Origin of the sequence: Amycolatopsis sp. NPDC051102 (genome assembly GCF_040682815.1) — a bacterium.
Lineage (GTDB): Bacteria > Actinomycetota > Actinomycetes > Mycobacteriales > Pseudonocardiaceae > Amycolatopsis.
The window spans coordinates 142,940-155,345 of sequence record NZ_JBFBBT010000004.1 but is presented as its reverse complement, the minus strand read 5'-3'; the positions used below and the strand labels follow the sequence as shown (position 1 = coordinate 155,345).

Here is a 12,406-nt window from a genome sequence, read left to right as displayed (position 1 = left end):
GAGACGGCGGTGCCGGACGTGACACCCGCTAGGGTCGCGGAGGTGACCACCCCAGCCACCCGGGCCGAGGCGCTGCACCTGACCGGCGAGCGAACTGTCCCCGGCATCGCCGTGGAGAACTACTGGTTCCGCCGCCACGAAGCCGCGTACGCCGCCCTGCTCCCCTACTGCGCGGACGCGACGGTGCTCGAAGCCGGCTGCGGCGAGGGCTACGGTGCCGGGCTCATCGCCACCACGGCCCGCCGGGTGCTCGCCCTCGACTACGACGTGCCGACCACCGAGCACGTCGCCCGCCGCTACCCGGAGGTCGCCGTCGCGCGGGCGAACCTGGCGTACCTGCCGGTGCGGGACGCCGTCGTCGACGTCGTGGCGAACTTCCAGGTCATCGAGCACCTGTGGGATCAATCCGGGTTTCTCGCCGAGTGCCGCCGGGTGCTGAAGCCGGGTGGCAGGCTTTTGGTTACCACTCCTAACCGGCTGACGTTCACCCCGGACAGTGACACGCCGCTGAACCCGTTCCACACCCGCGAGCTGGCGCCGTCCGAGCTGGCCGGGTTGCTCACCGACGCCGGGTTCACCGTCGAATCGCTGCACGGGCTGCACCACGGCGAGGCCGTGCGCGCGCTCGACGCGCGGTACGGCGGTTCGATCATCGACGCCCAGCTCGACGTGGTCATGGGCAAGCTGCCGGGACAGGCGGTGTGGCCGGAGGCACTGCTCGCCGACGTCGCCGCGATCGAGGCCACCGGGTTCGACATCCACGGCGACGACCTCGACGCGAGCCTCGACCTGATCGCCGTGGCGGTGCGCCGGTGAGCGAAGGCACTTTTTGTCTCGTCGTGCACAGCCACCTGCCGTGGCTGCCGCACCACGGCACCTGGCCGGTCGGCGAGGAATGGCTCTACCAGGCGTGGGCGCACTCCTACCTGCCGATGGTCGAGCTGCTGGAACGCTTCGCCGACGAAGGCCGCCAAGACGTCCTGACGCTCGGCGTGACGCCGGTGCTCGCCGCGCAGCTCGACGATCCGTACAGCATCCGCGCGTTCCACGACTGGCTCGGCCACTGGCAGCTGCGCGCCCAGCATGCGTCGACGCTGTGGCGCGGCGACCCGTTGCTGCGCGAGCTCGCCGCGGCCGAACACCGGACCGCGGTCCGCGCGGCCGGAGAACTCGGCACGCGCTGGCGGCACGGCTTCTCGCCGATCCTTCGGTCACTGGTCGACAACTCGACGATCGAGCTGCTCGGCGGGCCGCTGGCGCACCCGTTCCAGCCGCTGCTCGACCCGCGGGTGCGGGCGTTCTCGCTGAACGCCGGCCTCGCCGACACGGCGCTGCGGCTCGGGACGCGGCCCGAGGGGATCTGGGCGCCGGAGTGCGGCTACGCCCCCGGTATGGAAAAGGACTACGCGGCCGCGGGCGTGCGGCGGTTCATGGTCGACGGGCCGTCGCTGCGCGGCGAGACCTGGGCGGCGCGCCCGATCGGCGACAGCGACGTGGTCGCTTTCGGACGAGACCTCGAAGTCACCTACCGCGTCTGGTCGCCGAAGGCCGGGTATCCCGGCCACGCCGCCTACCGCGACTTCCACACCTGGCAGCACGAGGTCGGGCTCAAGGCGGCTCGCGTGACCGGCAAGACCGTCGAGCCGCAGGACAAGGCGCCGTACGACCCGGCGCTCGCGGCGGACGTGCTGGGGACGCACGTCAAGGACTTCGTCGACACGGTCGTGACGCGGCTGCGTTCGCTGAAGCGGCAGCACGGTCGTGAGGCGCTCGTGGTCGCCGCGTACGACACGGAACTGTTCGGGCACTGGTGGCACGAGGGACCGGCGTGGCTCGAGGGCGTGTTGCGGGCACTGCCCGAGGCCGGCGTTCGCGTGACGACGCTGAAGGGCGCCCTGGAAGCCGGGCACGTCGGCGAGCCGATCGACCTGCCGTCGTCGTCGTGGGGATCGGGCAAGGACTGGCGCGTCTGGGACGGCGAGCAGGTCAAGGACATGGTCGCCGCCAACGCGGCGTTGCAGGACCGGCTGCTCGACCTGGTCCGGGGGCTGGACCGGACGGCGCGGGACACCGTCGCCGACCAGGCCGTGGCCGAGGCGATGCTGGCGCTGGAAAGCGACTGGGCGTTCATGGTCACGAAGGATTCGGCCGCGGACTACGCCCGTCGTCGCGCGGCCGTCCACACCGAGCGCTTCGACGCTCTGGCCGATTTGCTGCGACGCGGCGACCGCGCGCGGGCCGGGGAACTCGCCGCCGCCTACCGCGCCGACGACGGACCGTTCGGGCACCTCGACGCCCGGGCGCTGAAGCACGACTGAAGGGACCTTCATGGGGATCCACGAAATTCCGGTCAAGACGCTCGACGGGCAGGACAGCTCGCTGGGCTCGCTCGCCGGCAAGGCGCTGCTCGTGGTCAACGTCGCGTCGAAATGCGGCCTGACTCCGCAGTACTCCGGCCTCGAGCGGCTCCAGGAGCGCTTCGGCGGCCAGGGCTTTTCCGTGGTCGGTTTTCCGTGCAACCAGTTCGCCGGTCAGGAGCCGGGCAGCGCGGAGGAGATCCAGACGTTCTGCTCGACGACCTACGGCGTGACCTTCCCGCTGTTCGAGAAGATCGACGTCAACGGCGAGGGCCGGCACCCGTTGTACTCGGAACTGACCAAGACGGCCGACGCCGACGGCGCGGCGGGCGACGTCCAGTGGAACTTCGAGAAGTTCCTGGTCAGCGCCGACGGCGAAGTCCTCGCGCGGTTCCGGCCGCGGACCGAGCCCGAGGACGAGGCGGTCGTCAAGGCCATCGAGGCCGCGCTCCCGGCGTGAGGCAGCGGTGCTGCGCCGGGCTCTTCGCCCGGCGCTGCGCCGTCACAGGCCGAGCTGCTCGCGCCCGACGGCGTTGAGGTCGTCGAGGGTGGCGCGGCCGGCCCAGTTCACTTCGTAGTCTTCGGGCGCGAAGTCGCCCGGGCTCTTGCCGGCCAGGAACGCGCGACCGCACTTCGCGGCGTACGCGGCGTTCTTCGGGCAGTGCGGGCTGGCCGGGATGTACATGACGTTGCCCCAGCGGTCCGGGTTGGTGCCGTCGGCGACCGCGTGGATGACGTCGCCGTGCCACCACACCGTGTCACCCGGCTCGACGTCGGGGATCGAGGTCAGGGCCGGCAGCAGGTCGTCGTGGTACTTGTCGTTCACCGGCAACGCCTGGCCGTTGGCCGCGCCGCAGAGGTCGTCGTCGGGGATGTCGTCCTGGAGCGCGCGAAGCAGGACGTACGCGATCGCCGACGGGATCGGCACCACGTGCAGCACGCCGTCGCCCTGGCGCATTTCCGACAACGCCGTCCAGCCCTGGAAGGTCCGGAAGGCCGAGCACATCACCGTCGACGGGTATTCGTCGACTTCCGTGCGATAGGCGCCGTCCCACGGGTCGTACGCCTGCCAGTCGCCGGTGAAGACGTGGCGGAAGACCTGCTGGTAAGCCGGCAGCAGCCAGCGTTCGACCGAGCCGGAGTCGGTGTGGGCGGAGAGGCCGAGCGACGCCGAACCGGGGGCGCGGCGGCGGATGCGGTCCGGGTACGCCGTGTCGCGGTCGGGGTCGAACCAGACGCGGCCCTCGGATTCGTGCCGCCAGAAGGAGTTGAGGAATCGGCGGACGGCGACCATGTGTTCGTGCTGGCGAGCCTGGATCTGCGGCTTCGACCAGTAGACGGGGTAGATCTGCGGCTGGCCCGACGCGAGGCCGGCGAAGACGTCGTCGACCGGGCCCTGGTAGGTGCCGGCAAAGTCGTTGTCCGCGAGGTACGCGGCGAGTTCGGTGTCCCACGCTTCGGCGGTTTCGCGCGCGAAGGTGCCTTTGACGACGGCGCAACCACGGCGCCGGATGGCGTCGGACGTGCGTTGCAGGACCGCGCCTTCGGCGATGTCGCGGTAACGGACGACGGGGAAGGCGTCCGGGTCGGCGGCGACGGCGTCGACCTCTCGCCGCATCCGGTCGCGGATTCCGGCGAACACGCCGGCGACGTCGCCGATCCGGGCGCGCAGCTCCTGCTTGGTCCGGGAGACGGCCTCGGACATGTTCGCGGGCAGTTCGGTGGTGGTCATCGGCGTCCTCCGTTTTGGTTAGGACTCCTTACTAGAATGTCCCGGCTACGGTAACTCCTGTCCGTTCCCTGGCACAAGAGGTGCGATGTCCGACCCCGACCGGCCGCTTCCGCGCCTGGCGATGCTGCGGGCCATGACCGACCGCGCGGTCCTCGACCGGGTCTTCGCCGAAAGCCGGACGACCCGCGCCGAGCTGGCCACGACCACCGGGATTTCGAAGCCGACGATCTCCGAGTCCGTCCGGCGGCTCGAGACGGCGGGCGCGCTGCGGGCGACCGGCACCGACCAGACCGGCCGCCGCGGCCGGATCGCCACCTTCTACGAGCTGGCCGCCGACGCCGGCCGCGTTGTCGCCGCCGAGGTCAACCAGCAGGGCATCCGCACCGTGACGACCGACCTGACCGGAGCCGTCCTGGCCACCACGCGGCACGCGCCCGGCGAACGGCCGATGACCGCCGCGGTCCGGGCAGCCGTCACCGCCGCGAGTACTGCCGGGCCGGGGCCGGTGCGGGCGACCGCGCTCTCCGTCGCCAATCCCGTCGACCCCGTCTCGCACGAGGTCATCGCTCTGCCGGGGTCACCGTTCCCAGAGGGCACGCTGCGGGCCGGGGAGATCGGGCCGGACGTCCTGCTCGACAACGACGTCAATTTTTCGGCGCTCGCCGAACGGCGGGAAGGCGCTGCGCGGGAGGCGAAGAGCTTCGCGTACGTCTACGTCGGCGCGGGGCTCGGCGTCAGCCTCTACTTCGGCGACCACCTGGTCCGGGGCGCGCACGGGCTCGCCGGCGAGATCGGCTACCTCGACAGTTCGGGGACGACGCTCGCCCGCGCGCTGGCCAGGCAGGGTTTCGGCCGCGCCGGCGCGCCTTCGCTCGACGTCGACGCGATGCTGGCCACGCTCGACGCCGCCGTGGGCGGCGACATCGTGGCCGTCGGACGGCTGAAAGTCCTGGGCTCCACGCTCGGGCAGGCGGTGGCCGCGATCTGCACGATCGTCGACCCGGACCTGATCGTGCTGGGCGGGCCGGCGGGCAGCCGGCCGGAACTCGTGGCCGAAATCCGGCAGACAGTTGAGGCGGCGGCGCCCGGGCCGGTGCGGGTGGCGGCCAGCGAGGTGACGGACTCGGCAGCTCTGCGCGGCGCGCTGTTGTCGGCCCTCGACCACGGCCGCGACGGCCTGGTCAGGGCGGTCGCCGAAAGCTGACCACGCGCCGGCCTGTCGGCGACAGTCGCCGAAAACGACGGAGGACGCGTCGCCGAAAGCTGACCAGGCACCGGACCGTCGGCGGCGGTTGCCGGAAGGCGCCCGGCGTGGTTCGGCCGGCGACGACGGCCGGCCCGCGTACTCCCAGACGCCGTTGAGGCTCAGCCAGCGCGGACGGGTCAGCTGGGGCCGCGGGTACTCGGGCAGCGCGTTGTCCGGGGCGACGTCGCGCTCCACGGCGTGGACAGAGCGGGTCGAGCCGGCGCCAGTCAGAAGTCATCCCGGCCCATGGCGACAGAGGCCCACCAGTGATCGAGGTCACATGTGGACGGTCCGCCACCACGGGCGCGCCGGCGGTTTCCGACTCGCGAGTAACCTCTGCCCATGCGTGTGCTGATGCTGTCCTGGGAGTACCCGCCCGTGGCCATCGGGGGCCTGGCCCGGCACGTCCACGCGCTCGCCACCCACCTCGCCCGCCAGGGCCACGACGTCGTGGTGCTCTGCCGGCACGCCGCGGGCACCGACGCCGGGACGCACCCGCGCACCGACCGTGTCGTGGAGGGCGTGCGGGTCATCCGGGTCGCCGAGGACCCGATGCACGTGACGTTCGAACGCGACCTCGTCGCCTGGACGCTGGCCATGGGGCACGCCATGATCCGCGCCGCGCAGGACCTGCTGCGCAGCTGGCAGCCCGACGTCGTCCACGCGCACGACTGGCTCGTCGCCCACCCCGCCATCGCGATCGCCGAGGCCGCGCGGGTGCCACTGGTCGGCACCATCCACGCGACCGAGGCCGGGCGGCACTCCGGCTGGCTGTCGCACCCGCTGAACCAGCAGGTCCACTCGGTCGAGTGGTGGCTGGCGAACCGCGCCGACGCGCTGATCACCTGCTCGCAGGCGATGCGGCGGGAAGTCGCGCACCTCTTCGAGGTCGAGGCGGCCGACGTCACCGTCATCCACAACGGCATCGAAGAACGCGGCTGGCAGGTGCCGGCCGGCGAGATCGCGCGCGCCCGGGAGGTCTACAGCCCGGCCGGGGCGCCGCTGTTGCTCTACTTCGGACGGCTCGAATGGGAGAAGGGCGTGCAGGACCTGCTCGCCGCCCTCCCCCGCATCCGGCGCCGCCACCCCGGCACGCGCGTGGTCGTCGCCGGAAAAGGACGGCACTTCGACGAGCTCGTCGAGCAGTCGCGGAAGCTGCGGGTGCGGCGCGCGGTCGACTTCGTCGGGCACCTGTCCGACCGCGACCTGCGCGCGGCGCTGGCCGCGGCCGACGCCGTGGTGCTGCCCAGCCGGTACGAGCCGTTCGGCATCGTCGCGCTGGAGGCCGCGGCCGCGAAGGCGCCGCTGGTCGCGTCGACGGCCGGCGGGCTCGGCGAGGTCGTCGTGCACGGCGAGACCGGGCTGGCGTTCAGCCCCGGCGACGTCGCCGCCTTGGCCGAGGCGGTGACGACGGTGCTCTCCGACGCGGACGCCGCGGCCAAGCGGGCGCGGGCCGCGCAGTCGCGGCTGGCCGCGGACTTCGACTGGGGCCGGATCGCCGAGGCGACCGCCGAGGTCTACCGGCGGGCGAAGCCGGGCGAGCCGGTCGAGCTGCCCCGGCCCAAGATCGCCACCGGCAACGCCTTCGAGCCGGTGCCGGCCGAAATCCCGGAACTGTAGGGGATCACCCGCTCAGAACCGGCAGTGCCGCATGCAGTCCGGCCGCGCCGCGGAGGGCGTGGCCGTGGCCGTTTCGACGACGAACGCGAGCGAAAGCACGACGAGCAGGGTGGCGACGGCGGCTTTCAACCGGCTGGTCATGGGGACTCCTCGGGGACGGCGGCGCGATCGGCGCCTCGTAGCGAGCATCCGCGCCGCGTCCCCGGGAAACAATAAGCGGAACTACAGGGGCCGGTACTCATTCGCCTTCCGTGATGGTTCACCGCGTTCCGGTCAGCAGCCGGACCCGGACCCGTTCCCGCAGCGGCCCGTGCGGGACCACTGCCGCCCGGACCCGCTCGGTGAACGCCGCCCTCGCGTCCGGGGCGGGCAGCTGCTCCGGGCTCATCGCCGAAAAGACGCCACCGGTGATTTCCTCGACGCTCAGCGGCGCGGAGTACTCGACGACCGCCGATCCCACGGCGTACCCGGCGGCCGCCAGGGCCGCCGCGTACCGCTCCTGGCTCGCGTCGTCCGTGCCGCAGGTCCGGTGCACCGGCGTGCCGAGGTAGGCCGACACGACCTCCCGCAGCGCCGCCGACCACGCCGTGTCCTGCAGCCACAGCGGTTCGCCGTTGGTCACCACCGCGATGCCGCCGCCGGGCCGCAGCAGCGGGCGGGCCGCCGCGAAGAGCCGCTCGTGGTCCATCCAGTGCAACGCCTGCGCCACCGTCACCGCGGCCAGCCGGCCCGCTCCGAGCAGCGGCGTCAGCGCGGTGACGTCGGAATCCGCGCCCAGCAGCCAGGTGACGTTCGGCGCCGCCGTCGCCTGCCGGGCCTGCGCGAGCATCGCCGGCTCCGGGTCCATGCCGAGGACCGCGCCGGCCCGGGGCGCGAGGACGCGGGTGAGCTGGCCGGTGCCGCAGCCGAGGTCGAGGACGACGTCGTCGGGGGTCAGCTCGAACTTCGCGGCCAGCGCGTCCGCCACCTCGGGCGGGTAACCGCGGCGGAACCGCTGGTAGTACTCGCTCACTTCCCCGCCGAACGCCGAAGTCGTCATGACCGCAGCATGCCCACGGCCCGGGACGGCCGGGCGCGGTTCCGCCGAGAGCGGATTCAGAAGACCGGCAGCAGGACGCCGTGTTCCGACTGCGGCCGCGGGCCGAAGATGCGGCGGTCGGCTTCCGCGATCGGGACGTCGTTGATGCTCGCTTCGCGCCGGCGCATCAGTCCCTCGTCGCTGAACTCCCACAGCTCGTTGCCGTAACTGCGGAACCACTGTCCTCCGCTGGTGCGCGACTCGTACTGGAACCGGACGCCGATGCGGTTGCCGCGGAAGCCCCACAGTTCCTTGCGCAGGGCGTAGTCCAGTTCGCGCGTCCACTTTTCGGTCAGGAACTCGACGATCTGCGCGCGCCCGACGACGTACCGGTCGCGGTTGCGCCACACCGAATCCTCCGTGTACGCCAGCGACACCCGCTCGGGATCGCGGGTGTTCCACGCGTCTTCGGCGGCCTGGACCTTCTGGCGGGCGGTGTCTTCGTCGAACGGCGGAAACGGCGGGCGCGAGGTCATGGCAGGCTCCTTCCCAGCGGAGAACGTGCGTTCTCCGCGGCTGCCGCTAGACTAGAGAACGTTCATTCTCAGCGCCAGGGGCAGGTGACATGGATTCCACGGAGGCGACCGTGCGGTTGCTGGAGGCCGCCGAAGACCTCTTCTACGCCCACGGCGTGCAGGCGGTCGGGATGGACGCCGTCCGCGAGCGCTCCGGCGTCTCGCTCAAGCGGCTCTACCAGTGCTTTCCGGCGAAGAACGACCTCGTCGAGGCGTATCTGCTTCGCCGCGACGAACGCTGGCGCGGCTCGTTGCGCGATTTCGTCCACGCCCGCGGCGACGACCCGCTGGCCGTCTTCGCCTGGCTGAAGGACTGGTTCGCCGAGCCGGGTTTCCGCGGCTGCGCGTTCATCAACTCCTTCGGCGAGTTCGGCGAACCCGCGCCGGGCATCGCCGCTGCCATCCGCAAGCACAAGGACGAGGTGCGGGCCTACCTCCGTGGCCTGGTGCCCGCCGAGGGCGTCGCCGACCAGTTGTTCGCCCTCGTCGAAGGCGCGACCGTGCTCGCCGCGATCACCGGCGACTCCGGCGAAGCGGATACGGCCCGTGAAGCCGCGAAGGTGCTGTTGGCCGCTCAGACGGAGAGTGTGACGCAAAAATGAACCGGTCCGGTGACGGGGAGCCGCCGTCACCGGACCGGTCCGGACCCACACCATCCCAATCGGTGTGGAATCCGGCCTCCCCTCGTCAGGTAGGGGAGACCGGGGCCCTGCTACCGGGCGTCCGTGAGGTACCGCGCGTAGGCACCCGTGGTGAGGAAGCTCGGCAGCTTCTCCCCCAGCGCGGTTTCGGTGAAGATCTCGCGGGCGTCGTCGAGGCGGTTGCCCTCGCCCAGGTCGGCGCGCACCGACGCGAGTTCGTCGTCCAGGAACTCGACCGCCAGCTCGCGGGTCAGTGCCGTGCCGTCCTCGAGCTTCGTGCCGTTGCGGATCCACTGCCAGATCTGGCAACGCGCGATTTCCGCGGTGGCCGCGTCCTCCATCAGGTTGTGGATCGCCGCCGCGCCGGTGCCGCGCAGCCACGCGTCGACGTACCGCAGCGCCACGTTGATGTTCGCGCGCACGCCCGCCTCGGTGACTTCGCCGCCGGCGCTGGCCACGTCCAGCAGGTCCTCGGCCGTGACGTCGACGTCCTCACGCAGCTTGCCGAGCTGGTTGGGCCAGCCGCCGAGCACGCCGTCGAAGACCTCGCGGCAGACCGGGACCAGGCCGGGGTGCGCGACCCACGAGCCGTCGAAACCGTCGCCGGCCTCGCGTTCCTTGTCCGCGCGGACCTTCTCGATCGCCGTCGCGTTGATCTCGGGATCGCGACTCGGGATGAACGCCGCCATGCCGCCGATGGCGTGCGCGCGGCGCCGGTGGCAGGTGCGCACGAGCAGCTCGGTGTAGGCCCGCATGAACGGCACCGTCATGGTGACCTGCGCGCGGTCCGGCAGCACGAAGTCGGCGCCGTGCGCGGCGAAGTTCTTGATCATGCTGAAGATGTAGTCCCAGCGGCCGGCGTTCAACCCCGCGGCGTGCTCGCGCAGCTCGTAGAGGATTTCGTCCATCTCGAACGCCGCGGTGATCGTCTCGATCAGCACGGTGGCGCGGATCGTGCCGCGCGGGATGCCGAGTTCGCGCTGCGCCAGCAGGAAGACGTCGTTCCAGAGCCGCGCTTCGAGGTGGTTCTCCAGCTTCGGCAGGTAGAAGTACGGCCCGATGCCGCGCGCGACGAGCTGGCGCGCGTTGTGGAAGAAGTACAGGCCGAAATCGACCAGGCTCGCCGACACCGGACGGCCGTCGATGCGGATGTGCTTCTCCACCAGGTGCCAGCCGCGGGGGCGCGCGACGATCGTCGCCGGGTCGTCGCCGATCGTGTAGCGCTTGCCGGCCTCGGTCGTGAAGTCGATGTTGCGGCGGATCGCGTCGTAGAGGTTGATCTGGCCGTCGATGACGTTGTGCCACGTCGGCGACGTCGCGTCTTCGAAGTCCGCCAGCCAGACCTTCGCGCCGGAGTTCAGCGCGTTGACCGTCATCTTGCGGTCGGTCGGGCCGGTGATCTCGACGCGGCGGTCCTCCAGGCCCGGCGCGGCCGGGGCGACGTGCCACGACTCGTCGTCGCGGACCCGGCGGGTCTCCGGCAGGAAGCCGAGCGGCTTCTCGCCGGACTGCAGTTCCTCGCGCCGCACGCGGCGGGCGTCGAGCAGCTCGCGCCGGCGGCCGGCGAACGTGTTGTCCAGCTTGGCCAGGAAGTCGAGTGCCGCCGGGGTCAGGATCTCCGCGAACCGGCCCTCGACCGGTCCGGTGACCTCGATGCGGTAGTTCAGCCGATCAACCATGGGGTGCCTCCGCGAGCTGTGGGCAGGGAAGAAAGAAGGGGAGGGACGCGGCCTGACGACGGTGGGGGTTTCCGTCGTCAGGCCGCGGCCGGGGATCAGTGGAACTGGGCTTCTTCGGTGGAGCCCTTGAGCGCGGTGGTCGAGCTCTCCGGGTTCAGCGCGGTCGCGACCTGGTCGAAGTAACCGGTGCCGACCTCGCGCTGGTGCTTGGTCGCGGTGTAGCCACGGCTCTCCGAAGCGAACTCGCGCTCCTGCAGGTCGACGTAGGCGGTCATGCCTTCGCGGGCGTAGCCGTGCGCCAGGTCGAACATCGAGTAGTTCAGCGCGTGGAAGCCGGCCAGCGTGATGAACTGGAACTTGTAGCCCATGTGGCCGAGCTCGCGCTGGAACTTCGCGATCGTGGCGTCGTCCAGGTGCTTCTTCCAGTTGAACGACGGCGAGCAGTTGTAGGCCAGCATCTGGTCCGGGAACTTCGCCTTGATCGCCTCGGCGTACTTGCGCGCCACCTCGAGGTCCGGCTCCGAGGTCTCCATCCAGAGCAGGTCGGCGTACTGGGCGTAGGCCAGGCCGCGCTCGATGCACGGCTCGATGCCGTTGCGGACCTCGTAGAAGCCCTCGGCGGTGCGGCCGCCGGTGAGGAACTGCTGGTCGCGCTCGTCGACGTCGCTGGTCAGCAGCGTCGCGGCCTGGGCGTCGGTGCGGGCGACGATCAGCGACGGCACGTTCAGCACGTCCGCGGCGAGGCGGGCGGCGTTCAGCGTGCGCTCGTGCTGCTTGGTCGGGATCAGCACCTTGCCGCCGAGGTGACCGCACTTCTTCTCGGACGCGAGCTGGTCTTCCCAGTGCACACCCGCGGCGCCGGCCGCGATCATGCCCTTCATCAGCTCGAACGCGTTGAGCGGGCCACCGAAGCCGGCCTCGGCGTCGGCCACGATCGGGGCGTACCAGTCGATGTCGGTGTTGCCCTCGGCCCAGCTGATCTGGTCGGCGCGGCCCAGCGCGTTGTTGATGCGGCGGACCACGGCCGGCACCGAGTTGGCCGGGTAGAGGCTCTGGTCGGGGTAGGTCTGGCTCGCCAGGTTGGCGTCGGCCGCGACCTGCCAGCCGGACAGGTAGATCGCCTGCAGGCCGGCGCGGACCTGCTGGACGGCCTGGTTGCCGGTGAGCGCGCCGAGCGCGTGGATGTAGTCCTCGGTGTGCAGCAGGTCCCACAGCTTCTCCGCGCCGCGGCGGGCCAGGGTGTGCTCCTCGACCACGCTGCCGCGCAGCTTGACGACGTCCTCAGCCGAGTAGGAGCGCTGCACGCCCGCCCAGCGCGGGTCGTTCGCCCACTGCGCCGCCAGCTCCGCGGCCGCCTGCTTGGCCTGTTCCGTCATCGGACTCTCCCGGTGTTGCGAAGTTTGCGATTGCTCGCCTTGCTTGCTGTGACCCTGACACGCCAGCGAAAACTCGGTCCAGTTATCCAATTTGCCAATTTGTGCGAAGGGTCCGTACGCTCTTTGCAAAGGTTGCGAATCGGCCGGTTCGCAAGTGATCGA

12 protein-coding genes and 1 pseudogene are annotated in these 12,406 nt (G+C 71.3%); 6 read left to right on the top strand and 7 right to left on the bottom strand.

Annotated elements, in window-relative coordinates; all coding sequences use genetic code 11:
* Positions 1 to 42: 42 nt before the first annotated feature.
* Genes AB0M93_RS15130 through AB0M93_RS15120 form a run of 3 tightly spaced genes read left to right on the top strand, consistent with a single transcriptional unit; the run spans position 43 to position 2,817 of the window.
* Positions 43 to 816 (top strand): methyltransferase domain-containing protein, encoded by a 774-nt coding sequence (locus AB0M93_RS15130; RefSeq protein ID WP_364273299.1) that lies wholly within the window; start codon positions 43 to 45, stop codon positions 814 to 816.
* On the top strand, positions 813 to 2,318 hold the full coding sequence (locus tag AB0M93_RS15125; RefSeq protein WP_364273296.1) for a glycoside hydrolase family 57 protein: 1,506 nt from the start codon (positions 813 to 815) through the stop codon (positions 2,316 to 2,318). Before AB0M93_RS15130 ends, AB0M93_RS15125 begins: the two co-directional genes overlap by 4 nt.
* A 10-nt stretch (positions 2,319 to 2,328) precedes the next feature.
* Positions 2,329 to 2,817 (top strand): glutathione peroxidase, encoded by a 489-nt coding sequence (locus AB0M93_RS15120; protein WP_364273293.1) that lies wholly within the window; start codon positions 2,329 to 2,331, stop codon positions 2,815 to 2,817.
* 42 nt (positions 2,818 to 2,859) lie between these two features.
* Here the strand turns inward: AB0M93_RS15120 and AB0M93_RS15115 are convergent, their stop codons facing one another.
* A complete protein-coding gene (locus tag AB0M93_RS15115; RefSeq protein ID WP_364273291.1) occupies positions 2,860 to 4,089 on the bottom strand; it encodes a YbiU family protein in 1,230 nt (409 codons plus the stop codon).
* Between the two features lie 85 nt (positions 4,090 to 4,174).
* On the opposite strand from AB0M93_RS15115, the gene AB0M93_RS15110 reads away from it, so the two are divergent.
* Entirely contained in the window at positions 4,175 to 5,293 is a 1,119-nt protein-coding gene (locus AB0M93_RS15110; RefSeq protein WP_364273288.1) for an ROK family transcriptional regulator, read from the top strand.
* 90 nt (positions 5,294 to 5,383) lie between these two features.
* On the opposite strand, the pseudogene AB0M93_RS15105 reads toward AB0M93_RS15110, so the two are convergent.
* Positions 5,384 to 5,573: pseudogene (locus AB0M93_RS15105) on the bottom strand (glycoside hydrolase family 2); the annotation flags it as partial.
* 104 nt (positions 5,574 to 5,677) lie between these two features.
* Here AB0M93_RS15105 and AB0M93_RS15100 point away from each other — a divergent pair.
* Positions 5,678 to 6,955 carry a glycosyltransferase family 4 protein gene (locus AB0M93_RS15100; RefSeq protein WP_364273285.1) on the top strand — a complete coding sequence of 426 codons (1,278 nt, stop codon included), beginning with the start codon at positions 5,678 to 5,680 and terminating at the stop codon, positions 6,953 to 6,955.
* A 12-nt stretch (positions 6,956 to 6,967) separates the two neighbouring features.
* Here the strand turns inward: AB0M93_RS15100 and AB0M93_RS15095 are convergent, their stop codons facing one another.
* The 3 genes from AB0M93_RS15095 to AB0M93_RS15085 all read right to left on the bottom strand — a co-directional run bounded on the left by AB0M93_RS15095 (position 6,968) and on the right by AB0M93_RS15085 (position 8,509).
* On the bottom strand, positions 6,968 to 7,096 hold the full coding sequence (locus AB0M93_RS15095; RefSeq protein ID WP_364273283.1) for a hypothetical protein: 129 nt from the start codon (positions 7,094 to 7,096) through the stop codon (positions 6,968 to 6,970).
* Positions 7,097 to 7,214: 118 nt separating this feature from the next.
* Positions 7,215 to 7,994, bottom strand: coding sequence for a class I SAM-dependent methyltransferase (locus AB0M93_RS15090; RefSeq protein WP_364273280.1), 780 nt, complete (start codon positions 7,992 to 7,994; stop codon positions 7,215 to 7,217).
* Positions 7,995 to 8,050: 56 nt separating this feature from the next.
* Positions 8,051 to 8,509 (bottom strand): nuclear transport factor 2 family protein, encoded by a 459-nt coding sequence (locus tag AB0M93_RS15085; protein ID WP_364273277.1) that lies wholly within the window; start codon positions 8,507 to 8,509, stop codon positions 8,051 to 8,053.
* 89 nt (positions 8,510 to 8,598) lie between these two features.
* On the opposite strand from AB0M93_RS15085, the gene AB0M93_RS15080 reads away from it, so the two are divergent.
* Complete coding sequence (locus AB0M93_RS15080; RefSeq protein ID WP_364273274.1) at positions 8,599 to 9,150, top strand: helix-turn-helix domain-containing protein; 552 nt, start codon at positions 8,599 to 8,601, stop codon at positions 9,148 to 9,150.
* Between the two features lie 110 nt (positions 9,151 to 9,260).
* Here the strand turns inward: AB0M93_RS15080 and aceB are convergent, their stop codons facing one another.
* Together aceB and aceA are read right to left on the bottom strand one after the other, a co-directional pair.
* Positions 9,261 to 10,868, bottom strand: coding sequence for a malate synthase A (gene aceB / locus AB0M93_RS15075; protein ID WP_364273271.1), 1,608 nt, complete (start codon positions 10,866 to 10,868; stop codon positions 9,261 to 9,263).
* 95 nt (positions 10,869 to 10,963) lie between these two features.
* The gene (gene aceA, locus AB0M93_RS15070; RefSeq protein ID WP_310974720.1) at positions 10,964 to 12,244 is read right to left on the bottom strand and encodes an isocitrate lyase; all 1,281 of its coding nucleotides are present in this window, start codon (positions 12,242 to 12,244) and stop codon (positions 10,964 to 10,966) included.
* Between the last annotated feature and the right edge of the window lie 162 nt (positions 12,245 to 12,406).